Raw genomic sequence first — 22,822 nt, 5'->3', positions numbered from 1 at the left:
GCGCCGAGGTTCTCGTGTCGAACCGCCTACCCGACGACTACTTCGGCGCCAGCGTGGTCGGACCGCGCCATCGCGCCGAAGGCAAGCCCAGCGAGGACAGTTGGCTCGGAGCTCGTGGTGCGTTCGGGACGCTGGTCGTCGTCAGCGATGGGATGGGCTCTCGGCGCGAAGCCCGCCGAGGCGCGCAGATGGCCTGCCGGGCGGTGCTCGCCGCAGTGCGCTCGTGGCACAAGGCAGGCGCGCGTGACCTGGACGAACTCCTTGTTCGCATCGAGCCAGTATGGTTTTCGCTCATCGCTCCGTCGACTGCTCGTGACTGTGCGGCGACGTGCTTGTTCGCGCTCGCGCACGCCTACGGGCAGCTTCACGTGGCGGCGATCGGCGATGGCCTCGCGCTGCTACGAACGAGGCTTGGGCTGGAGTGGATCGTGGGCCCGCGCTCGGGCGGCTTCGCCAACGAGACCGCCGCCCTCGGTCACTCGGCGTCGTGGACGAGCCGAAGCTTCCCTAGCGCGAGCGGGGACGTCGTCGTGCTCGCGACTGACGGGGTCGCTGACGACCTACTTCCCGAGCGCATCGACGGCTTCGTGCAGTGGCTCATGGACGACTTCGCCGGCATGGCGCCCAGCCAGCGCTGGCGGGCCCTCCAGCGGGAGCTGAAGGACTGGCCCACGCCCCGCCACACCGATGACAAGACCCTCGTCGTCCTCGCCCAGCGAGAGGCGGTGCTCGCATGACTTCTGCTCCGCGCCAGGTCACCGACATCAACGGTGTGCGCTATTCGCTACTCCGGCAATTGGGGCGCGGAGGCCAGGGGGCCGTTCACGAGGTGGACGGCGGACGGCTCGCCGCGAAGATCGTCTTCGACGCTTCGGCTACTCGGCGTGAGCGCCTGCGAAACCAGCTCACGCAGGTGAAGCGGCTCTCCCTCGCCGATCTCGAGATCGCCCGGCCCATCGAGGTGCTTCGCGAGCCGGTGCTCGGCTACGTGATGGAGTTGCTCACCGGGATGCAGCCGCTGAAGGCGCTTGGTGCTGTGCCCAAGGACGAGAGCTCGCCTGCCGCGTGGTACCTCGCGGGCGGTGGCCTCCGGCGCCGACTCCGGCTCCTCGCGCGCAGCGCCGACGTGCTCGCCGGTCTTCACGGCAAGGGGCTCGTCTACTCCGACCCTTCGCCCCACAACATCTTCGTCTCGGCGAGCCCCGCGGCGACGGAGGTCCGCTTCATCGACTCGGACAACATCCACTACACGTCGGTCGCGGGCGTACCCGCCGTCTACACGCCGGGCTACGGCGCGCCCGAGCTCGTGCGGTGCACGAGCGGCGTCAACTCGCTCACGGACGCGCACGCCTTCGGTGTGCTCGCGTTCCAGACGCTGTCGCTCGCCCACCCGCTGATCGGGGATGCGGTCAACGATGGACCGCCCCAGCACGAGGAGGAGGCGCTGAGCGGTCAGCTCCCCTGGATCGACGACCCGACCGACGACGCCAACCGCGCCTCCTATGGCATCCCGCGCCCTTGGGTCCTGTCTCGCAAGCTCCTCGACGTTGCAGGCCGCGCCTTCGGCACAGGGCTTCGAGACCCAGCGAAGCGGCCGGGGGTCTCCGAGTGGGCTGAGTGCCTTCACGGCGCGGCCGATGCGACGCTGTCCTGCTCGTCGTGCAAGGGGACCTACTACTTCACGGAAAAGCTCTGCCCGTGGTGTGACGAGCTTCGGCCTGCGTTCGCCACCGCCGCCTTCAATCTGTGGGACCCGACCATCGGTCCAGGTGGTGAGCTTCTGCAGAAGCCCGCCGGTGATCGGCGGCGCGCGGTTGTCGCTGCGGTGCTCGCATTGACCGACGGCGAGACTGTCTCGGTCACGCAGCGCCTCGCGCAAGGTCGCGACGGTGCCGCTGGTGCTCGCCCTGTCGTCGAGCTGCGGCTCACAGGTTCCCGACTCTCGCTGCGCAGCGTCGATGGAGGCCGGTATCGGCTCTCGTCTCCGAGCGGGGGGCACGACACCGAGGTGAACGACCGCGCGAAGGAGATCCGGCTCGAGCCGGGCATCGCGTCACGGCGTCTTCACCTCGGCCCTCCCGACAGTTTGCACCGCGTCGTGAACTTCGAACTTCGGCCGACAGGAACCCGATGAACATCAACGACCTGGCCTCGGGAGAGGTCTCGACCATCGAGGTCGTGCCGGGCGCGGCAGCCGATTTCGACGTCGCCATCGATGCTCGCGCGGAGGCGGCTCTGCAGTTCTCCGACGTCACCGGCGACTCGCTGCTGCGGATCGGCGCGAGCGCATGGAGCGTCGTCGGCGCTGACAAGCGCGCGATCGAGGCGCTCCAGCGACTCCGGGACCGCAATCTCCCTCGCGTAGCCTGGGTCGCCTCCGTTCACCCAAAGGGCAAGAAGAGCGAAGCGGTACTGGTGCAGGTCCACGAGTTCCCCGCGCGCTACGACTGGCCGGACCAGGTCGACATCGGCGTCGACGACAAGCTCGTCGAGCAGGTGAGGCAGAAGCTCGGCCGCAGCGTCACGGCTTCGGAAGCCACCGAGTGGCTGAACGATCGATTCCTGCTCCAAGCCGACGATGGCACTTCGAGGGTGTTCCTCTCGGGAAGCCCGAGGCCGGAGACCGACCAGAGCGGCGCCTTCCGGCTTCACGGCCGTGGATACGCGGTCGACGTCGCCAAGGGGCGCGACGACAAGCTGCTTGCCACCCGAGTCGTGGAGGCGAAGCGCGGCAGCTCTCCCGACGAGCGCCGCCCGGTGGTCCTGGTACTCGGGCGCATTCAGTTTTGCGACGCGACCATCGCGGGTGCGTTTCGCGGCACGGCGCGGACGCAGCTCGATCAGCTCGTCGAGCAGGCCGGTAGCTATCTCAACGTTTGGAAGGAGTACAACAAGCTCGAACGCGAAAGCGTGCTTCGCCGCGCGAGAGTTCTCGGCTGGCTTCGGTACAGCAAGCGGCTGCTACAGGGAGACGGGCGGTGGCGCTTCTTCGTCGAGGACACGAAGCAGCTCGAGACCGCCCTCGATGTGTTGCGCCATGCGGAGGACGTCGTTCTCGAGGCCGCTCAGAATCCGCCGCCCGAGCTGCAGCACGCGACTGAGGACGCTGCGACGACTACCACAGACGACGCCCCCGCGCGGTCCCAACGGTCGCGGATCTTCGTCGGCGCCTTCTCCGGGGCCGAGCCCCAGCGGCGCACGATCGACCTGCGGCCGCCGCTCGACAGCGACGACCGGGAGCCGCCGGAAAGCGGCGTGTTGTTCCTGAGCGTGAGTGGCGATCGCAAGCGCCTCGAACGTCGTGAACATGCGCAGTCGCTCATCGCGTCGGCCGAATGCCCGATGCCACAGCTTGGGCTCCTGCTCGAGGGAAGCGCCGTACCCGAGCGCCGGAGGAAGGCGGAGGACCCGCTCTCCATCGCCGCGCGCGCGGTGTTCGGCGGCGAGCCCACAGCGCGCCAGGTGGAGGCGCTGCGCGTCGCGCTCAACACGCCCGACATCGCCTTGATCCAGGGACCGCCGGGCACCGGCAAGACGAAGACGATCGCTGCCCTTGGGGCCCGCCTCGCGGAGCTCTCGGAGGACGAGCTCGCTGGTCAGACCCTGCTCACGAGCTACCAACACGACGCCGTCGAGAACGCGGCGTCACGGACCCTCGTGTTCGGCCTCCCAGCGATCAAGGTGGGCCGCAAGCGAGGGACCACAGATCAGAGCGACGGCTTCGATCGCTGGCGACGGGAGAGAGCTGACGCCGTGCGCGCTGACCTTTCGACCCTCCCCGAGCGCCCCGTGACCGAGGTGCTGCGCAAGGTCAGAACGCTCGCCGCCGCCTACGTCGCCTCGCCGCTCACGACCGGCGAGTCGCTGCGCGTCGTTTGCGAGGTCCAGGACCTCTGCCGCAGCTACGTCCCGCCCCCCCTGAACGACCGGCTTGCCGTGCTTCGTCAGGAGCTGTCGCGCTCCCCGCAGATCGATGATTCCGAGGACGACGAGCGCGCCCTTGCCCTCAAGGCAGTTCGTGGGCTGCGTACCGCCCCCGTCGCGTTCGGCGACGATGGTCCTCGGAACGCCAGCCGCGCCCTCCTGCGTCTTCAGCGCATGGGCCTGTACGACGAGGGCAAGCACCGGGCCTTGAGAGAGGCAGCCGAATGGACCAGCGACGATGCGCCGTCGTTCCTCCGCGAGCTGAAGGCGCTGCAGGAGAATCTGATCGATCTTCTTTCGGCCGAGAGGCCCGTTGGCGCTCCGATGGTCCACAGCGACCTCGAGTGCCTCCTGCCGGAGATCGTCGACGCGCTCTACACCAAGGCTCGCGAGTCAGCGGGCGGCGAGGACGCGGTCCTCTACGAGTACCTCAACGACCTGGAGAACGACATCGACGCTGTCCGCGACGCGGTGCGGAAGTACACCGTCGTGCTCGCTGCCACCTGCCAGCAGTCGGTCGGCCTCCAGATGAGCCAAGCGAAGGGCGAAGACACGGTCTTCGCGAACGTGATCGTCGACGAGGCCGCGCGCGCCAACCCGCTCGACCTGCTCATCCCGATGTCGCGCGCCGAGCGACGCATCATCCTTGTCGGCGATCATCGCCAGCTACCGCACATCCTCGAGCCCGACATCGAGAGCCAGCTCGAGCAATCAGTCTCCGACGCGACGAGGACCGCGCTGCGTCGCAGCCTCTTCGAGCGCCTGTTCCAGGCCATGAAGGAGCGCGAGGCGAAGGACGGCATCAAGCGCACGGTCACGCTCGACAAGCAGTACCGGATGCACCCTGTGCTCGGGGCGTTCGTCAGCGACACGTTCTATGCTCCGTATCGCGAGGGCTTCGAGTCGCCACGCCGCCCGGAGGAGTTCGTTCACGACCTGCCGGGGTACGCCGGGCACGTTGCCGCGTGGGTGGACATGCCTCTGTCTCGCGGCCGCGAGCATGGTGGTCAAAGCAAGCGGCGCGCTGTCGAGGCCGAGTGGATCGCGAAGGAGGTCGAGCGCCTCGCCACCGCGCGCCGAGATCTCAGCTTCGGCGCCATCTCGTTCTACTCCGCGCAGGCTGACGAGGTGCTGCGCGCGATGGAGAAGCGTGGGATGTCCGAGCGGCTCGACGACGGCTCCTACCGCGTGAAGGACTCATGGCGCGAGACGCGCAGCGAGGACGGGCGGCTCATCGAGCGACTGCGCGTGGGAACCGTCGACGCCTTCCAGGGCAAGGAGTTCGACGTCGTGTTCTTGTCGATGACGAGGTCGAACGACCTGCCCGTGACGGATGAGCGCTCGCTCCGACGAAAGTTGGGCCACCTGATGCTCGAGAACCGTCTCTGCGTTGCGATGAGCCGGCAGCAACGGCTTCTCGTCGTGGTCGGAGACTCGGCGATGCTGAGGGGCGAAGCGTCCGAGAAGGCGTTGCACGGCCTCGTGGCGTTCCGTGAACTCTGTGGAGGGAAGCATGGCCTTGCTGTTCAAGCGTGAGGCGCCGGTCCTCCACTTCGGGCCGCGCCTACCGAAGGACCCGAGCACGAACCAGCGGACGCGGTGGAGCGAGCGCCGCTTCGTACTCTGGCCCGCGCTGATGTACCGCGTGGTTGCCCCCGAGGTGCGCGATCGCGAGCTCAACGTCCTCCAGAAGGCGGTGCTGGGGATGTGCCGTGCGGGTGTGACCAACGTCCAACGCATGGGCGAGCGGCTTCACATTCACGCCGACCTCGCAGCGCTCATCTACCTGGAGCTGCAGGAGCGCCGGCTGCTTGGCAGCAACGGGCTACCGACGGAGAAGGGGCGCGAGCTCTTCGAGGAGGAGTCGCTCGATGCGCGCCGGATGGTCACAGGCCACGTGTTCCAAGATCCGTGGTCCGGGGACCTCTGGCCGCGCTTCGTCGAGAAGCTCGACTACGTCGAGCTGCAGCAGAACCCCAATACCGGTTTCCCCGATCTCGTGCTCGGCTCGAAGGGTAAGCCGCGCCGGGAGCGAGCTTTCATGGTGCTCCCCGGCGACCTTGCGCCGCCTCCGGCGCCAGGAGCTTCTGACATCGTTCGCGTGACCCGTCGGCATCGCTCCGCGCTTCGACGCTCGGAGTCCTATGAGAGCGCCGACGAGGACGACACGTTCGCGCACGCGGGCAGCGTCGTTCTCGAGCGCGTCTCGCTCGTGGACGATCGGCCCACGCCGGTGTTCGTCACGAGCTTCATGTACCTGCCCGAGTCCGGCGACCTCGCGGGCGAGTGGCACGCGTGCGACCCCTTCGGACTCGGCGTCAGCCCGACACTACGACGAGCACTCGAGCGCGAGATGCGGTCGTCACCGGGGCTCCGTTCTGTGCTCGAGGGCATGATCGGCCGCTCGCTCGACGAGCAGATCGAGGCGCAGCAGCGCTGGGCGGGCGAGATTCGCGCGTTGGCGATCAACAACGTCGAGAAGGCGCTGTCTATCAGCGCGCGCGACCTGCCGCAGTACGAAGCCATCGTCGCGCTCGAGTACGCCCACGTCGAGGCCGGGCTGCTGGGCGATTCGTGCCCGGACCACAAGCTCCGCGCGCTCGTCGGTGACGCTCGGCGCGCCCTTGAGGCTACGTTCAGCGCGCTCTTTGAGCACCACCCTCCGTGCCAAGTCTGGCGACGCGTCTACACCGATCGTCGGCCTGTCGAGGACGAGGTGTACTGCCGAGGCGTCTATGAGGCGTCGGCGCTGGCCGTTGGCTTTCACGTACCGCTGCCCGAGGCGCTCGCTCGCGTGAAGCCCAATCACGTGAAGGCCGCGTGCTACCCCGACGGCAATTGGCGTCTCCGCAGCGCTATTATCGCCGCCGTGCTCGCTGCGCGCGACGACCGCGCGCACCCGCTCCGTCGCGCCGCAGCTCGAGAGCCGAAGCTCCTCGAGCTGCTCGACGGCGTCGCGAGGGCTGGCGGTGCGGTTCACGCCGGCGCCGAGCGCCCATCCCTCCAGTCGGTGCTACCTGTCGTCGCCGACGTCCACCGCGCCGTTGGTCTGCTCTCCGGCCTCGGCCAGCCGCTCGACTCCGCGAGGACCTGACAGAACATGAGCAAGAAGAACAAGCACCGCCATCAGCAGCAGTATCAGCAGGCCAAGGCTCCCGACTCCTCGCCCATGACCTCCGTCCAGCCCGTCGTCGCGGCGGCTCCCGTGGTGCCGCAGACGCCCGAGGCCGCGCTTGCCGTCGTTAGAGCCGCCAACGAGAGCGCCATCGCGGCGGCTACGGAAGCGGACATGGCGATCGCTCTCGCTGCGCCTCCGTCGCCCGAGGCTTCGCCCCTCGACCTCGTCGCGGCCGCGAAGCTGGTCGACGAGACATTGGCGCTGTGCCGGGCCCGGGTCGAACGCGTCGTCAAGCGCGAGACGGAGCTCGCTACCCTCGAGCAGGACGTGCTGACGCGGGATGAGGGGCTGAAGACGCGCGCGGCGGCGCTCGAGGAATCCGCGCGTGCCCTCAAGGCAGAGCAGGAGCGACTGCAGGAAGTCGAGGCGAAGCTCCAGTCGCGAGATCTCGACCTCCAAGGGCGCCAGAAGAACGTCCGCGACAGGGAGTTGAATGCGGAAGCGGGCTTCGCGGTCGAGCGCAGGGCCTCGCTGCGACAGCTCGACGAGGAAGCCGCGACCCTACGCGAAGAGCTGTCCAAGGCGCGGGCGCAGATCGCGAAGGAGCGCGCGGCGTGGGAAGCCGAGCGAAGCGCCGAGGACGACCGCAGGCGTGAGGAGCTGCGGCAGTCCTTCGCCGCCCACGAGGCGACCATCGCTGCGAGCGAGCGTGCGAGCGCCGAGCGCATCCGGCTCGAACGTGAGCAGCTCACGAAGGATCGCGCGGACCTTAAGAAGCGAGCCGCTCAGGTGGAGCTGGAGCGCGATATTCTGCGCGAGGACCGCGAGGCGTTCGACGAGCGCGTCGCCCGGCGAGCCGCCCATGAACTCGAGGCTGCGAAGGCCAAAAAGCAGGACCTCGAAGCGCGACTCGCGAGCGCTCAGGCGGGACGCGACGAGTTGTATGAAAAACTGCGTCTTCATGACGAGGCAGAGCGCGCGCTGGGCAATCGCCCGCTCGAAGAGGTGAAGAAGGAGCTGGACGCTCTCACGAGGGAGCGGGACTCCCTCAAGGCGCAACTCGCCAAGCGCCCAAACCAGGACGTCACGGAGCGCCTCGCCACCCTGGAGCGCGCGCAAGAGCAATGGGGAGCAGAGCGCGCCCGGCTCATGCAGGAGAGCGTCGCGGCGAGGACGGCGCTGGCGAAGGCATCCATCGCGGTCACCGAACTCGAGACGCTCCGCGATCAGAAGGCGGCGCTGGAGACCGGGCGCGATCTCCTCCACGCGGCTCTCGAGGACCTGCGGAAGGACGTCGACGAGCGCATTCGTCGAGCCGATGGGGGCAGTCCGTTCCCGGCGTGCAGCCAGATGGACGCGGACAGCGGCCTGCAAACGCAGACTCCCGTGACGGACGAGATCCCGGACCTCAAGGCCTTCTGTCAGGAACTCCAGCACCGCATCGCGATCGATCCGAGCAACCCGGACAAGGTGCTGTTCTACGAGCTCCGAGACCTCCGCTGCTTCTTGGGCGGCCTCGCGATGAGTCGCCTCCATCTGTTGCAGGGCATCAGCGGTACCGGCAAGACGAGTCTTCCTCTTGCTGTGGCGCGGGCACTCGGGGCGGGCTCGACCCTCGTTGAGGTGCAAGCCGGATGGCGTGACCGGCAGGACCTCGTCGGCCACTTCAACGCCTTCGAGCGTCGCTTCTACGAATCGGAGTTCCTGCAGGCGCTCTACCGCGCGCAGTGCCCTCGCTACGCGGGCCTCGTCAACATCGTCGTGCTCGACGAGATGAACCTCTCACACCCCGAGCAGTACTTCGCCGACCTGCTCTCGGCGCTCGAGCAGGACCCTCACCTCCAGAAGCTCGATCTCATGACGGCGCCAGTCGCGCCTGCGCCTGCCCACCTCCGCAACGGCCGCACCCTCACGATCCCGCAGAACGTGTGGTTCGTCGGCACCGCGAATCATGACGAGACGACTAAGGACTTCGCGGACAAGACTTACGACCGTGCGCACGTGATGGAGCTGCCGCGGAATCGTGCCCAGTTCCAGCCGCAACGCCTGCCCGCTCGGCCGCCGGTCTCGTTCGACGCACTTCGGTCGGCGTTCGCGAAGGCGCACGAGGTCCACTCCGCGAAGGCGAAGGAGGCGTACACCTTCCTCGACAGCTCGTTCGCGGACCTCCTCGGCCGCCGCTTCGGCGTTGGGTGGGGCAACCGTCTCGAGCGGCAGATGCTCGACTTCGTTCCGGTCGTTGTCGCGGCAGGAGGAACGGTCGGCGAGGCGGTCGACCACATCCTCGCCACGAAGCTCCTGCGCAAGGTCCGGGACCGGCACGACACGCGGCCCGAGGACCTCACGGCCCTGAGCGAGCGGATCGCGGAGGCTTGGCCGAAGGTGGACAGGACGGCGGACGCGGTACGTTCTACGGCCATCGTTCGCGACGAGCTGCGTCGACTCGGAGCAGAGGAAGAAGCGTGAGCATTCGAGTCCACGACCGACTCGGCGCCATCGACGAAGCGCGCAGCGGCGCTGCGCTGCTGGGCCGCTTCGTCGTGCGCGAGGGCGCCCCGGGCGAGCTGTTCATGAACTCGTTCCCGGCGCACGACGGCATGTTCCTGGTGCCCGAGTCGGCTGGACGCTGGCACCTGTTGCGAGGCTCCGAGCGTGTGGAGGGCACCTTCCCGCGCAATCAAATGCTGGACCCGCTGGACGCCGCGAGCATTCGTACCGTCGGGCGCAGCTTGGGTGAGTTGGTCGACCAGAGCGGGACGTGGCTCGACATGCTCGACGTCTCGCCGTTGGTTCCGGGCATGTCGAACCGCGCTGAGTTTCAGCGCTTCGAGCAACTGCTCAAGGAGAACGTCGGGCATCTCGAAGAGGTGTGCCGGAGGCCGCGTACGCACCTGCGCGTCGAGGTCGAGCGGATGGCCGTCTCGCGCGCCCGACGGTTTCCGGCGCAGGCCGCGAACTACCTCGCGGCGCACACGGAGGACTGGGAGCGACCGACGCTGCGCTCCGTGGTCCCCAGGAGGATCCTCGCCACCGTGCGCGAGGACCAGTGCGACATCTACGAAAACCGCGTCGCGGTCCGGCTCGTCGACCACCTCGTGGTGTACCTGCGCCGGCGCGTTCACGAGGTGACTCGGCTCCTGCGTGTATTCGAGGAGGCTGGTGGGAACCACGGCGCGGCTGCGGGCGGCTCGCACTGGCGCCGGGGGCGCATCTACAAGCTGTGGGGGGAAACGCTCGACGCGAGTGAAGCGAAGCGGAAGGCCGAGCGCACCCTCGGGCAACTGAAGCACCTCCTGTTCACGATCTCCGGGCTGAAGGACTCGGCGCTGTACCGAGAGGTCCCGCGACGAGCGACGGTGGGCACCACGCTCACGATGACAAACATCCTGAGCGACGACGCGCACTATCGGCGCGTCGCTGAGCTCTGGCTCGGGTGGGCTCGGCTCGGGCAGGAGCGGGCCGTCCGGCCGCGCGCGTACCTCGAGGAGATGCAGGATCTCTGTCGCTCGTTCGACAGCTTCGCGCTTCTGCTGACGCTTCGGGCGCTCGACCACCTCGGGTTCGAGCCGATCAACCTCGAGCGGTCGCTCGCCGATCGCGAGGCAGAGGTGCGCCACGGCTCGCGCGTCGCGCGCCTGTGGTGGGGCACGTCGGACGGCGCAATCTCGCTTCAAGGAGAGGGCATCGAGCCGCTGCGCATCGTCCCTCTGTGCAGCTCGCTCGCGGCACTCGATGACGAGCAGCTTCGCGGCGTGCTCGCCGACGCGGATGCACACGCTGGCACTGGCGCGACGACGGTCATCCTCTACCCGTCACCTTCCGAGGCCGCCGCGTTCGAGCACCTCGCCCCGGAGCTTGCTGTGCGGCTCCGCTCGCTTGCCCACGAGGCCGGAAGAGACGGTCGGCGAGGAGTCGGCTTCTTGCCGGTGTCCCCGTGGGACATCGGCAGCGTGGAGCGAATGGCACGCCAGCTTCGCTGGGTCACGACTGCCCCGGCGTTCCTCGCGTACCCACCGACGATCGCGCGGCCGGAGCTGTCGGAACTGAGCCGCGGGCACACGTGGCTCGAGGTCGTGGGCAACCAGCTCCGCATCGTACGCGCACCGCTGGAAAACGATGCGCTGCCTGCCAGGCAATTCGTCGATGACGCTGCGGCTCAGCTCAAGCGGCTCGAGGAAGAGCGGGAGAGCGTTTCTCTCAAGCTGCGCGAGGCGGTTCGAGATCGTGGGGCCACGGGCGCAGTCAATGCGCGCAAGAAGGAACTGAACGCGGAGATCACGTATGCGGAGAAGAGGCTCGAAGCACTCCGGCGCTTTGAGCGTGACCTGGCGAACGCGGTTGGGCTCGTCGACGACCTGCTCGGATGTCCGACATGCAAGACGCGCGCGGACGCGCGGCGCGACTTCAAGCCGATGGGCCAGCACTTCTCCTGCACATGCTCCGATTGCTCGACGACGTGGGGGACGATCGCTTGCGGTCGCTGCGCGAGGTCGATCCCGGTGCTGCGGCTCCACGGAACGGCTTGGACGACGCTGGCCGGCGAACCGGGGTGGGTCGACCGGACGCTGGGTGCCGACGTGCTCGCGGTGCCCTGGGTCGTCGGCGCGGAGATCGGGTTCGTGTGCCCGTCCTGCGGCCACTGCCGCCGGGATGCGCTCACCGCCGCGTAGGTCTCGAATAGCCGCTCTTCGATGAAGCGGCCATTTACCGCAGCGCGTCACAGGCGGTCGGCGCGGTCCGGGGCGGCGATCATCTCGCGCGCGAGTTGCAGCGCCGAGCGCGGCTTCCTGGTCGGCGCGCACCGCGCCGGGATCACCTTCCAGCCGTTCCTCGCGCTGTGCACGAGCCGGTCGACGAGCGTGACGACGGACTCGGCGTGCTGGCCGCGCGTGACAGGGATCGAGACCGGAAGCGGCAGGCGGCGCTCGGCGCGGCGGCGATCGAGCACCTGGCGGATGGCATCGACGTGGAGCAGGAAACTGGAGGGGTGAGCTCCGAAGGTTGAGCGCAGGCCCCTCGCACAGTGGCCGAACGGCTCAGTGTACCCGGAACGGTTCCTGGGATATCCTCGATCCCTCGCGGCGCGGCCGTCCGCCATCGGTGCTCATGTCCACCTTCGACTCGACCAAGACCCAGCTCAGCGTGCTCCTTTCCAGGGTGGTGGAGGGCAAGCTGCAGCTGCCCGACTTCCAACGGGGGTGGGTGTGGGATGACGAGCACATTCGATCCCTGCTCGTCTCCATCGCGCGCTCCTTCCCGATCGGCGCGGTGATGCTCCTCGAGACCGGGGGCGAGGCCCGGTTCCAGGTCCGGCCCGTCGAGGGCGTCGAGCTGCCGCCCAAGTCCGCGCGCCTCGCCGAAGAGCTGATCCTCGACGGGCAGCAACGCCTCACGTCGCTCACCCAGGTCCTCAAGCTCGACAGGCCAGTTGCGACCCGGGACGCGAAGAAGAAGGAGCTCCGCCTCCACTACTATTTCAACATCGAGAAGGCGCTCGAGGGCCCTGAGTCACTGGCGGATGCGATCGTCGCCGTCGACGAGCAGCGGACCCTGCGAAGTGAGTTCGGGCGCAAGGTCGACCTCGACCTGAGCACCCGTGAGAAGGAGCTCGAGGCGTTCCACTTCCCGTGTAGCCAGATCCTGAACTCGGACGACTGGGAGCAGCTCCTCTCGGAGAGGGCTCCGGACAAGCTCGTCCGCTTCATGAAGTTCCGGCGCCAGGTGGTCGAACCGTTCCGCAGCTACATGCTGCCGGTCATCAGCCTGAAGAAGGAGACCTCGAAGGAAGCCGTCTGCCTGGTGTTCGAGAAGGTGAACACCGGGGGCGTTCCGCTCTCGGTCTTCGAGCTCGTCACGGCGACGTGGGCTGCCGATGGGTTCAACCTTCGTGACGACTGGTTCGGCGGCCGCGGTCACGCGGGCCGGCATGCTCGTCTCAGCAAGCGGCCGCTTCTGCGCGACCTCCAGCCGACGGATTTCCTTCAGGGCGTCTCGCTCCTGCACTCCTCCGAGCGCCGCGCGCAGGACCTCGCAGCAGGACGTTCAGCAAAGGAGGCTACCGGCGTCACGGCCAAACGTGAGCACATCCTCGAGATGCCGCTCGCCGCCTACCAGAAGTGGTCGGAGCTACTGAGCAAGGGCTTCGAGCAGGCCGAGCGTTTCCTCCGCAGCGAAGGGTTTCATCACCCGAAGTTCCTCCCGTACCGCACGCAGCTCACGCCGCTCGCGGCCGTGCTCGCGCGCCTCGGCGAGCGATGGCTCGAGCCACAGATCAAGGCGAAGCTCGCACGCTGGTTCTGGTGCGGCGTCTTGGGCGAGCTTTACGGCGGGGCGGTGGAGACCCGCATCGCGCTCGATGTCCAGCAGCTGATGGCGTGGATCGAAGACGCCTCGGCGCCAGAGCCCGCGACGGTCCAGGCCGCGGGGTTCAACCCGAACCGACTCGACACCCTCCGCTCGCGCACGAGCGCGGCCTACCGCGGCCTGTACGTGCTGCTGCAGCGCGAGGGGGCCTGTGACTTCTTCTGGAAGGCGCGGATGGTCGATCTCGACCTTGATGATGTGAAGCTGGACATCCACCACATCTTCCCGAAGAAGTGGTGCGAGGAGCGCGGCATCCCGCCGCGCATCTTCGACGCGATCATCAACAAGACGGCGATCTCGTACAAGGCGAACAGGATGATCGGCGGCAGGGCACCTTCGCTGTACCTGGCGCAGATCCAGTCCCACGCGCAGGTCCAGCTCGACGGCGCCGCGATGGACGCCATCCTGAAGAGCCACGCCATCGATCCCGCGCTGCTGCGCGCCGACTCGTTCGAGGCCTTCTATGCAGCCCGCAAAGCCGCGCTCCTCGGGCTCGTGGAGCGGGCCATGGGCAAGGCCTCCACCGAGGCGCTGCCGATCGCCGCAGACGACGAGGATGAGGACGAGGGCGATAGCGACGCCTGAGCCCCGGTCAGCAGGTGCGTCGTCGTCGGTGCCGCTCCATCTCCATGCGCCCGTGAGCTCCGCGCGCTCGCGGCTCATGTTGAGCGGCCCCGGTCAATCGGCCTCAGCCCCTCTCTCCCCGGCGGATGCCGAGAGAGAGGCGAGAAGCTGTCCGCGGCGGGCGCGACGCTCGCGACGGCGCTCTCCTTGTCCGCCCGCGCCAAGGGCACGCGCGCACGCAGCCGACGCGCGAACCCCTCGGAAACAAGAAGTGCGTATTCTGGCGTGACCCGGCCACCCGTTCCGGTGACCCGGCCACCGATTCCGGCGGCACCCGGCCACCCGTTCCGGTGACCCGGCCGCCGCCGGGCTGGCCGGGTCACCGAAACGGGTGGCCGGGTGCCAGCGGAATGGGCGGCCGGGTCGACCGGAATACGCAGCGAGATCGCGAAGGCCGTCGCGAGCCAAACGCCGAGCGACGGCGAGTTCACGACGGTGCTCCCGCACCTCCACATCAGCCGGAAGTCGCGCCCGTCAGAGCCGTACTTCACGGTTCAGTGGCCGTGCTTCGCGCTCGTGGCGCAGGGAGCGAAGAGCCTCTTGCTCGGCTCGGACACCTACCGCTACGGCGTCGGTGACTACCTCGTCGTCTCGGCCGACTTGCCCGTGCACTCCTCGGTCACGACGGCGAGCCGAGACCGTCCGAACCTCGGCATCGGGCTCGCTCTCGACCCGCAACGGATCGGCGCTCTGCTGGACCGGATCGACGTGCAGCGGGTCGTGAGGACCAGCGGCGCTGTGCGCGGCGTCGCGGTCGACCGGGCGCCCCCCGAGCTGCTCGACGCGACGCTCCGCCTCGTGCGCTTGCTCGATCGTCCAGGCGATGCTCCTGCGCTTGGACCCCTGTTCGAGGAGGAGATCGCCTACCACCTGCTTCGAGGCCCGTGCGGCGAGCGCATGCTGCATCTGGTCGCCGGCAAGAGCGGCGAGGCGAAGGCGCACACAGCGGCTCGCTGGCTGCGCGAGAACTTCGCAGAGCCGCTCCGGCTCGACGAGCTCGCGCGCGTGAGCGGGATGAGCGTGTCGTCGTTGCACCACCACTTCAAGGCGCTCACCGGGATGTCGCCGCTCCAGTACCAGAAGCAGCTTCGGCTCCAGGAGGCGCGGCGGGCGCTCGTGGTCGAAGGCCTCGATGTGACGACCGCGGGCATGCGCGTCGGCTACTCGAGCCTGTCGCAGTTCAGCCGGGAGTACACGCGGCAATTCGGGACTTCACCGCGCAACGATCTCCGCAAGGCTTCACGCGCGTCGTGAGCGCGGTATCCGTTCGGCCGCCGAGCAGGGGTGGTGGCCTAATTTGAACATGAAGGCGGGAAGGCGGGAAGGCGGGAAGGCGGGAAGAAAAGAACAATAATCTTCCCGCCTTCCCGCGTTCATGTGAATCACTCCGGGGCCAATCAGGCCACCACCCGTCACGCGCGGTCGCTGGCGATGCGCCCGTCGACGATCTCGATCACGCGGTCGCACTGCCCGGCGATGCGGGGATCGTGCGTGACGACGAGGAACGTCGTACCCATCTCGCGGTTGAACCGCCGCATCAGCGCGAACACCTCCGCCGACGACTCAGTGTCGAGGTTCCCTGTCGGCTCGTCGGCGAGGACGAGCGGCGGTCGGCGCGACAGCGCGCGCGCGATGGCAACGCGTTGCTGCTGGCCGCCCGAGAGGGCGGTCGCCCTGAAGTTCATCCGGTCGGCGAGCCCCACCGCTCCGAGCAGCTCGGCCGCGCGCGCCTTCATGGCCGACGAAGGGAATCCCTCGTCGCCCCAGGCGGGCAGCATCACGTTCTCCAGCGCGGTGAACATCGGCAAGAGGTGATGGAACTGGAACACGAAGCCGAGCGTCCGCGCGCGAAGCCGGGTGACGCTCGCCTCGTCGAGCCCCGTCGTGTCCTTGCCGTCGACCACCACGCGCCCGCGCGTCGGCCGGTCGAGCAGGCCGATGATGTTGAGCAGCGTGCTCTTGCCGGAGCCGGACGGGCCGATCAGCGCGGCGAACTCGCCCTTCTCGAGCCGGAGATCGACTCCGTCGAGCGCGCGCGAGACGACGGCCTGACCGTATTCCTTCACCACGCCTTCGACGACGAGCAGCGGATCAGCCATTGCGGATCGCCGACGCCGGATCGAGCATCGAGGCGCGCCGCGCCGGCAGCACGGCGGCGAGGAGCCCCACGCCGATGGCGAGGGCGGTCGCGAGCACGAAGAGCTCGAGATCGAGCTGCACGGGGAACTTCGGGGCGCCGTCGGGCCCGCGCACGAGGCCCTCGAAGAGCTTCGACAGGAGCGCCCCGAGCGCCGATCCGACGAACGACCCGAGGAGCCCGAGCACCGCGCCCTGGATCAGGAAGATGCGCAGGACGCGGCCCCGCGACGTGCCGACCGCGCGGAGGACGCCTATCTCGCGCGACTTCTGGACGACCGACACGATGAGCACGCTCGCGATTCCCAGCGCGACCGCGAGGACGACGAAGAACTGGATCATGCTCTTCGAGCTGCTCTGCGCCGAGAGGCCGGTGAGCAGCTCGGCGTTGATCTTCATCCAGCTGTCCGCCTTCAGCCCCGTCCTCCCGCGCAGCTCGCCCGCGACGGCCTCCGCGGCGAACACGTCGGCGACCTTGAGCTCGATCGAGGTCGCGCCGCCGGGGAGCGCATAGAGCGTCTGCGCCCTGCGGAGCGACGTGATCACCCACGTCCTGTCGACCGCCTCGTTGCCGAGCGAGAAGACGCCCGTGATCGCGACGACATCGTCGACCCCTTCGGTCGTCGTGATCCGGATCTTGTCGCCGACGCCGACGCCGAGCTCGCCCGCGAGCACGGCGCCGATGACCGCGTCGCCCCCGGCGACGTCGAACCGGCCCCCGCGCATGCGCCTCCGGACGTCGATGATCGCGAGGAAGCGCTCGGGATCGACGCCGCGCACGACGACGGCGTTCTTCGCCTCGGCGCGGACGGCGAAGCCGGCGCCCACGATCGCCGGCGACGCGGCGACGACGCCGGCGGTGCGCTCCGCGTCGGCCATGACGAGCGGCCACTGGTCGATGGAGCGAAGGCGCTGCGGCGCGGGCTGCACGGAGCGCGCGACGGCGAGATCGTTCGAGGGGTCGACGAGCGGGCGCGCCGCTTCGCGCTGCACCTGCAACGTGATGTGCGGCTGCGAGCCGAGCGTCTTGTCGATGAGCGACAGCTGGAGGCCGTTGATCAGCGCGGAGAGGAAGACAATCACGCTCACGCCCACCGACACCGCCGCGAGGATCAGCGCGGTCTGCCCCTTCGCGTCGCGCAGGTAACGGAGCGCCACGAACCACTCGAACGGCATCTCAATCGAGCTCCGCGCGCACGCGCTGGCCCGGCGCATGGATCCGCCCGTCCGGCAACACAACGACGCTCCCCTCGCCGAGGCCCTCGACGACCTCGACGGCGCCCTCTCCGCGAATGCCCAGCTTCACGTCCTTGCGCACGAGGCGATCGCCCTCGACGGCGAACAGCCAGGGCGCCGGCGTCGCCGCGTCGCGCACGGCGTCGCTCGGAACGACGAGCGCTCTCTCGCGCCGAGCGACCGAGAGATCGATGGAGACGGTCATGTCGGGCAAGAGGAAGGCCGGCGCGCGCGGCACCGCGAGGCGCACCTCGACACTGCCTCTCTGCGGATCGATGGAAGGCGCGATGTAGCTCACCTCGGCGTCGAACACCTGTTGCGGATAGGCGTCCGCGGACGCGCGCGCCCTCTGCCCCAGCGCGATCCACGCGAGGTTCCGCTCATCGGGCTGAAAGACGAGCTGCGGGCTCCCGTCCGCGGCGAGCACCATCAACGTCCGCGCCGGCTGCACGACGTCGCCGGGCTCCACGGAGCGCGTGAGCACGACGCCGTCCTGATGCGCCACGATCCGCGTCTGCGCGAGGCGAACGGTCGCGCCGACGTGCTGCGCCTGCGCCTGGAGGAGCGCGGTCAGCGCGACGCGGGAGTCCGCGCCCATCGGGGTCGACGCGATACGTTGCGCCTCCGCCGCGACCTTTTGCGCGCGCGCGAGCTCGACGCTGTGCTGGGCGTTGTCGAGCTCGGCTTGAGCGACCGCCCCCGACGCCGAGAGCTCTCGCACCCGCGCGAGCTCGATCTCGGCGCGCTCGAGGTTCGTCTCCGCTTGACGGAGCGCCTCCGTCGCGACGATCGCGCCGACGCGGCGGAGCTGCTCGACGCGCGCGCTCGCCTGGTCGACGGCGGCCTTCGCCTGCGACACCGCCGCGCGCGCCTCGGCGTCGTCGATCTGCACGAGGAGATCGCCCGCCTTCACGCGTTGCCCCTCGATCGCGCCGACCGCGACGACGAGGCCCGGGACCTGCGCCGCGACCTGGACGCGCGTCGGCACCCTCACCCGTCCGCTCGCGACGACGCGCTGCTCGAGGTTCCGTCGAGCGGCCACGGCGACCTTCACCTTGGGTCCGCGCGCACGCACCGCCATCACGATCGTGGAGACCGCGAGCAACGCGATCAGGATCCAGAGCCCAGGGCGCCGAAGGAGCGTCCTCATCTGCCGAACCGTCTACCACCGATCCGGCGCGGCCAGCGAGGCCCGTCATGCGGACTCGAGGTCGCCGGTCGCTCGACGGGCAGCCCTGCTCCTCCCCTTGACGACGGCCCCCTCATGCAACATAGTAAGTTACATGAGACGAGACAGCCGACTTTCGGGCGTGCTTCACGTCCTGCTGCACATGGCGCAGCACAAGGGCCCCCTGACGTCCGAGCACATGGCGAAGGCCATGGACACCAACCCGGTGGTGATCCGGCGCGTCATGGGCGGTCTCCGTGACCGCGGCTACGTCCAGTCGGAGAAGGGACATGGCGGGGGATGGGTCCTGTCCTGCGATCTGGCGAAGGTGACTCTGCGCGACATCTACGACGCGCTTGGCTCGCCATCGCTGCTCGCAATCGGGAACCGAACGGAGGCCCCCGGGTGCGTCGTTGAACAGGCGGTCAACGCGGCGCTTGGCAAGTCCTTTGATGCTGCGGAGGCGCTCCTTCTCGAGCGCCTCGGCGAGGTGACGCTCGCGACGCTGGGCGAGGACGTGCGGAATCGGGTCGCTCTCCGTGGCGCCTGCAGCGGCGGGAGGAAGCATGAATAGCGGCAAGGTGGACGACGAGAGCCTCGTCGAGAGCGTCGTTCCTGCGGGAGTCACAAGGAGCGCCACGGGCGAGGCCGGGAACGGGGACGTCTCACGGCGTGACTTCCTCCAGGCGGGCGCTCTTCTCGGGGCTGCGATCGTCGCTCCCGGCTGTGCGACAGCGTCAGGGGCTGCAGTCCGCCCGACGAACACACCCGAACGATCGGCACCGCCGTACGACGTCGTCATCGTCGGAGGCGGACCTGGTGGCCTCGCCGCTGCGCTGACCCTCGGGCGTTCGCGTAGGCGCGTTCTGCTCTGTGATTCTGGCTCGCGACGAAACGCAGCCGCAGAACACATCCACAACTTCGTTACGCGAGACGGGACATCCCCCGAGGAGTTCCGGCGGATCGGTCGTGAGCAGCTCGCTGCTTACCCGAGCGTGGACGTCCAGGATGTCCGGGTCGTGTCCGTCTCGGGGGCACGTGACGCGTTCCAGATCGGTCTGACGTCGGGCGTCGCCCGATCGCGGCGCGTTCTGCTGTGCACCGGGATGCTCGACGAGCGACTTCCGATCCAAGGGTTCGACGAGCTCTGGGGGCACGCCATCTTTCAGTGCCCCTACTGCCACGGCTGGGAGGTGCAGGACCAGCGGTGGGGATACTTGGTCACCGCGTCGGACGCGCAGATGCTCCTTCCGTTTGCCTTGCAGGCGCGCGGATGGACGCGCGACGTTGTCGTGTTCACAAGCGGGACCTTCGACGTTCCGGCGGAGACCCGCGCGCGGCTCCGAGCCGCAGGAATCAGCATCGAGACCGATCCGGTGCGGCGATTCATCACCCGGGAGCGTCGCCTCGAAGCGGTGGAGTTGTCGACCGGATCCATCGTGCCCTGTGCTGTCATCTTCACGCATCCCGCGCAGCGCCAGGTGGAGCTGGTTGGCTCCTTGGGCCTGACCCTCGACGAGCACGGCTACGTTCGCGCTGACCCGATGAGAGGCGAGACGTCCATGCCGGGAGTCTACGCTGCAGGCGACCTCACCACGCGGATGCAGGGCGCGATCTGGGCAGCGGCTGCCGGTGCTCGCGCCGCGGCGATGATCAACGTCGATCTCGCGATGAGCGCGGCCTCCGGAGAACTCGGCGAGGACGCGGAGCCCGTCGGGCGCGGCGCTGGCGACACCTCGCCCAGTGTCCCTTCCTCTGACCGGTAATCGCGATACCCGATGCCCGTGCACTCCCAAGTGCCGTGAGACAAACGATGAAGACGAATCCGACCGCACAGTCTGGCACTGCCGATCCACTCATCCACACCCCCGCTCAGCGTCGCGCGATCTTGGCCGGTGTGTGTGTCGCCCTCATGGCAGTGATTGCGTCCGTCTCGGGGCTCAACGTCGCGCAACAGCAGCTCGCCGTGGCGCTCGACGCTTCACAGAGCGACGTCATTTGGATGATCAACATCTACGCGGTCACACTGGCCGCGCTGCTGCTGCCGCTCGGCGCCATTGGCGACCGTTGGGGCCGCAAGCCAGTCCTGATCGCCGGCCTCGTGGTTTTCGGCCTCGCGAACGCCGCTGCGGGGCTTGCTCCCTCTTCCGGCGTGATGCTCGCGGCGCGATTTCTCAGCGGCGTCGGTGCGGCCATGATCATGCCCGTAACGCTCGCGGTCATCACATCCACGTTTCCGGCGGAAGAGCGATCCAAGGCGATCGGCATCTGGTCTGCTGTCGCGGGCGGCGGCGGCATCGTCGGCATGTTCCTGTCGGCGCTGCTGGTCGACGTCGCGAGCTGGCGATGGCTCTTCGTCCTGCCACTCGTGCTCGTGCTGGCCGCTGCCATCATGGTCACGCGCTCCGTTCCCAACTCGCGCGATGCCCCTCGAGGCACCTTTGATGTCCTCGGCGCCATGACTTCCGTCGTCGCGGTGGTCGGGTTCATCTTCCTCCTGCACGAGGGGCCGGAGCGCGGATGGTCGTCGCCCAGTACTCTGCTGACCCTCGTCGTCGGCTCCGCGGGCGCCCTCGGCTTCGTGGTGTGGGAGCTACGCCGAGAGGCGCCGCTGCTCGACCTCAGGCTCTTTCGGAAGCGGGGCCTGACCAGCGGCTCCTTGTCCCTGCTCGCGGTGTTCGGCGTGCAAGCTGGCATCTTCATCGCGCTTTACCCGTACTTTCAGGCGGTACTCGGGTGGTCGGGGCTTCGCTCCACCGTCGCGCTCATGCCGATGGCTGTCCTCAGCATGGCCTCCTCTGGACTTGCGCCGCGCATGGCCGCGCGGGTCGGCGCGCGCCTGACGATGGTGTCCGGGATTCTCCTTGGAGCTGCTGGCCTCGGGATGATGGCGGCGCTGGTCTCCGTGGACGGCGGCTACCTCTCGGTTCTGCCTGGCATGCTCGCGGTGGGGCTCGGCATGGGTTTGTCGATGACCCCCTCGACCGAGGCGATCACCGTGTCACTGCCACGTGAGAGGCAAGGCGTCGCGTCCGCGCTCAACGACATCACGAGGGAGTTCGGCACCGCGCTCGGCGTCGCGCTCCTCGGCGCGATCCTCACGGCAGGGTACCGGAGCGCCATCGACTCCAGGTTGCCCGCGGTCCCAACCGCAGCCGCCGAGGCCGCCCGCCGAGGCATCGCCAACGCGCTCGCCGCGGCGGAGGGAGCAGCGCCTCACTCGCCATCGCTTGTCCGCGCGGCGCAGGAAGCATTCGTCGAAGGCTGGCGGCAGGCAATGTGGGTCGGGGTCATCGTGATGGCCGTCCTGTTCATCTACGTGCTGATACGCGGTCCTGAAGCAGCAACCACCGCAGTGGAAAGTCCGCCGACAGCAGCGAGCGCGCCGATGGGCGAGGCCTGACCCCAGCGACGCCACCGAGATGAACCGCGACCACGCCGAGGACCGAAGGCGCGATGAACCCCGACACGAGCACCAAACCGAGCCGCCTGAAGAGCGCTCAGAAAGCGAGGAGCCGATGCGGCATCTGAATACAACCCTCGTTGCGGCTGCCCTCGCTGCTGGGTGCAGCTCGGCGGCGAATCGAGCCCCGACGCCGACCACGGCCCAAGACCCGCGACGTCACGCACATGCTGCGCATGCCCACGAGAGTCACTCGACGGGCGGGCATCACCACGTCTTCGCTGACGCCGACGTTTGGACCAAGGTGCTCGACGATCCTGCACGTGACGACTGGCAGCGCCCCGGCGAGGTGCTGCGCGCCATGGAGCTCGAGTCCGCGATGACGGTCGCCGACGTCGGGGCAGGTACGGGGTACTTCTCCGTGCGGCTCTCGCGGCTGGTCCCCCGGGGCAAGGTGATCGCGACGGACATCGAACCCGACATGGTGCGGTTCCTGAGTGAGCGCGCGCGCCGCGAAGGCCTCACGAACCTGCGCGCCATCCAAGGCACGCCCGAGGCCTCGGGCCTTGCGGCCCGCAGCGTTGACCGCATCCTCGTCGTGCACGTCTGGCACCACCTCGGCGACCGCGATGCGTACGCGCGCGACCTCGCGGCTGCGCTCAAGCCCGGTGGTCGGCTGTTCGTCGTGGACTTCCAGCTCTCTGCTCACCGCGGTCCGCCGGAGGAGATGCGCGTCGCGCCTGGAGCGGTCATCGCGGCGCTCGAGAGCGCGGGCCTCTCCGCCGGCGTCTCGCCGGTCGTCCTGCCCGACCAATACATCGTGGAAGCGCACCGAAGACCATGAGCGCTT

Annotated in this window: 16 protein-coding genes; 12 read left to right on the top strand and 4 right to left on the bottom strand. The window is 68.7% G+C overall.

Annotated elements, in window-relative coordinates; all coding sequences use genetic code 11:
• Positions 1–53 precede the first annotated feature (53 nt).
• Genes WME95_RS06520 through WME95_RS06495 form a run of 6 tightly spaced genes read left to right on the top strand, consistent with a single transcriptional unit; the run spans position 54 to position 11,712 of the window.
• Complete coding sequence (locus WME95_RS06520) at positions 54–737, top strand: PP2C family serine/threonine-protein phosphatase (RefSeq protein ID WP_437907555.1); 684 nt, start codon at positions 54–56, stop codon at positions 735–737.
• On the top strand, positions 734–2,134 hold the full coding sequence (locus WME95_RS06515; RefSeq protein WP_437907554.1) for a protein kinase domain-containing protein: 1,401 nt from the start codon (positions 734–736) through the stop codon (positions 2,132–2,134). The genes WME95_RS06520 and WME95_RS06515 overlap by 4 nt, the downstream gene beginning before the upstream one ends.
• Complete coding sequence (locus WME95_RS06510) at positions 2,131–5,460, top strand: DEAD/DEAH box helicase (RefSeq protein ID WP_437907553.1); 3,330 nt, start codon at positions 2,131–2,133, stop codon at positions 5,458–5,460. The genes WME95_RS06515 and WME95_RS06510 overlap by 4 nt, the downstream gene beginning before the upstream one ends.
• Positions 5,438–7,018 (top strand): hypothetical protein, encoded by a 1,581-nt coding sequence (locus WME95_RS06505; protein ID WP_437907552.1) that lies wholly within the window; start codon positions 5,438–5,440, stop codon positions 7,016–7,018. The genes WME95_RS06510 and WME95_RS06505 overlap by 23 nt, the downstream gene beginning before the upstream one ends.
• 6 nt (positions 7,019–7,024) lie before the next feature.
• Entirely contained in the window at positions 7,025–9,508 is a 2,484-nt protein-coding gene (locus WME95_RS06500; protein WP_437907551.1) for an AAA family ATPase, read from the top strand.
• Positions 9,505–11,712 carry a hypothetical protein gene (locus WME95_RS06495; protein ID WP_437907550.1) on the top strand — a complete coding sequence of 736 codons (2,208 nt, stop codon included), beginning with the start codon at positions 9,505–9,507 and terminating at the stop codon, positions 11,710–11,712. The genes WME95_RS06500 and WME95_RS06495 overlap by 4 nt, the downstream gene beginning before the upstream one ends.
• A gap of 47 nt (positions 11,713–11,759) precedes the next feature.
• Here WME95_RS06495 and WME95_RS06490 read toward each other — a convergent pair whose 3' ends face one another.
• Complete coding sequence (locus tag WME95_RS06490) at positions 11,760–11,990, bottom strand: hypothetical protein (protein WP_437907549.1); 231 nt, start codon at positions 11,988–11,990, stop codon at positions 11,760–11,762.
• Between the two features lie 158 nt (positions 11,991–12,148).
• Here WME95_RS06490 and WME95_RS06485 point away from each other — a divergent pair, with 158 nt between their 5' ends.
• Both WME95_RS06485 and WME95_RS06480 read left to right on the top strand, forming a co-directional pair.
• Positions 12,149–13,990 carry a GmrSD restriction endonuclease domain-containing protein gene (locus tag WME95_RS06485; RefSeq protein WP_437907548.1) on the top strand — a complete coding sequence of 614 codons (1,842 nt, stop codon included), beginning with the start codon at positions 12,149–12,151 and terminating at the stop codon, positions 13,988–13,990.
• A 378-nt stretch (positions 13,991–14,368) separates the two neighbouring features.
• Entirely contained in the window at positions 14,369–15,283 is a 915-nt protein-coding gene (locus WME95_RS06480) for an AraC family transcriptional regulator N-terminal domain-containing protein (RefSeq protein WP_437907547.1), read from the top strand.
• 158 nt (positions 15,284–15,441) lie between these two features.
• Here WME95_RS06480 and WME95_RS06475 read toward each other — a convergent pair whose 3' ends face one another.
• Genes WME95_RS06475 through WME95_RS06465 form a run of 3 tightly spaced genes read right to left on the bottom strand, consistent with a single transcriptional unit; the run spans position 15,442 to position 18,551 of the window.
• Positions 15,442–16,128 (bottom strand): ABC transporter ATP-binding protein, encoded by a 687-nt coding sequence (locus WME95_RS06475; protein ID WP_437907546.1) that lies wholly within the window; start codon positions 16,126–16,128, stop codon positions 15,442–15,444.
• Positions 16,121–17,341, bottom strand: a complete 1,221-nt coding sequence (locus WME95_RS06470) for an ABC transporter permease (RefSeq protein ID WP_437907545.1) — start codon at positions 17,339–17,341, stop codon at positions 16,121–16,123. Before WME95_RS06470 ends, WME95_RS06475 begins: the two co-directional genes overlap by 8 nt.
• Position 17,342: 1 nt before the next feature.
• Positions 17,343–18,551: an efflux RND transporter periplasmic adaptor subunit gene (locus WME95_RS06465; RefSeq protein WP_437907544.1), complete on the bottom strand. Its 1,209-nt coding sequence runs from the start codon at positions 18,549–18,551 to the stop codon at positions 17,343–17,345.
• A 133-nt stretch (positions 18,552–18,684) separates the two neighbouring features.
• Here WME95_RS06465 and WME95_RS06460 point away from each other — a divergent pair, with 133 nt between their 5' ends.
• From WME95_RS06460 to WME95_RS06445, 4 genes are read left to right on the top strand one after another with little or no spacing between them, the layout of a single operon-like run.
• A complete protein-coding gene (locus tag WME95_RS06460) occupies positions 18,685–19,143 on the top strand; it encodes an Rrf2 family transcriptional regulator (RefSeq protein WP_437907543.1) in 459 nt (152 codons plus the stop codon).
• Positions 19,136–20,335, top strand: a complete 1,200-nt coding sequence (locus tag WME95_RS06455) for an FAD-dependent oxidoreductase (RefSeq protein ID WP_437907542.1) — start codon at positions 19,136–19,138, stop codon at positions 20,333–20,335. The genes WME95_RS06460 and WME95_RS06455 overlap by 8 nt, the downstream gene beginning before the upstream one ends.
• A 47-nt stretch (positions 20,336–20,382) precedes the next feature.
• A complete protein-coding gene (locus tag WME95_RS06450) occupies positions 20,383–21,972 on the top strand; it encodes an MFS transporter (RefSeq protein WP_437907541.1) in 1,590 nt (529 codons plus the stop codon).
• 19 nt (positions 21,973–21,991) lie between these two features.
• Positions 21,992–22,816 (top strand): class I SAM-dependent methyltransferase, encoded by an 825-nt coding sequence (locus WME95_RS06445; RefSeq protein ID WP_437907540.1) that lies wholly within the window; start codon positions 21,992–21,994, stop codon positions 22,814–22,816.
• The last annotated feature ends 6 nt before the right edge of the window (positions 22,817–22,822 follow it).

The sequence above is a fragment of the Sorangium sp. So ce327 genome, from assembly GCF_051530205.1.
Lineage (GTDB): Bacteria > Myxococcota_A > Polyangia > Polyangiales > Polyangiaceae > Sorangium > Sorangium cellulosum_B.
The sequence above is the reverse complement of the archived record's forward strand: the minus strand, read 5'-3'. Positions and strand labels throughout refer to the sequence as shown.

Excerpts from the sequence above, each read along its gene's own strand:
- WME95_RS06445 (WP_437907540.1), top strand. The coding sequence starts at position 21,992 with ATGAACCGCGACCACGCCGAGGACCGAAGGCGCGATGAACCCCGACAC.
- WME95_RS06500 (WP_437907551.1), top strand. The coding sequence starts at position 7,025 with ATGAGCAAGAAGAACAAGCACCGCCATCAGCAGCAGTATCAGCAGGCC.
- WME95_RS06465 (WP_437907544.1), bottom strand. The coding sequence starts at position 18,551 with ATGAGGACGCTCCTTCGGCGCCCTGGGCTCTGGATCCTGATCGCGTTG.
- WME95_RS06470 (WP_437907545.1), bottom strand. The coding sequence starts at position 17,341 with ATGCCGTTCGAGTGGTTCGTGGCGCTCCGTTACCTGCGCGACGCGAAG.
- WME95_RS06460 (WP_437907543.1), top strand. The coding sequence starts at position 18,685 with ATGAGACGAGACAGCCGACTTTCGGGCGTGCTTCACGTCCTGCTGCAC.
- WME95_RS06510 (WP_437907553.1), top strand. The coding sequence starts at position 2,131 with ATGAACATCAACGACCTGGCCTCGGGAGAGGTCTCGACCATCGAGGTC.
- WME95_RS06515 (WP_437907554.1), top strand. The coding sequence starts at position 734 with ATGACTTCTGCTCCGCGCCAGGTCACCGACATCAACGGTGTGCGCTAT.
- WME95_RS06455 (WP_437907542.1), top strand. The coding sequence starts at position 19,136 with ATGAATAGCGGCAAGGTGGACGACGAGAGCCTCGTCGAGAGCGTCGTT.
- WME95_RS06485 (WP_437907548.1), top strand. The coding sequence starts at position 12,149 with ATGTCCACCTTCGACTCGACCAAGACCCAGCTCAGCGTGCTCCTTTCC.
- WME95_RS06475 (WP_437907546.1), bottom strand. The coding sequence starts at position 16,128 with ATGGCTGATCCGCTGCTCGTCGTCGAAGGCGTGGTGAAGGAATACGGT.
- WME95_RS06505 (WP_437907552.1), top strand. The coding sequence starts at position 5,438 with ATGGCCTTGCTGTTCAAGCGTGAGGCGCCGGTCCTCCACTTCGGGCCG.
- WME95_RS06450 (WP_437907541.1), top strand. The coding sequence starts at position 20,383 with ATGAAGACGAATCCGACCGCACAGTCTGGCACTGCCGATCCACTCATC.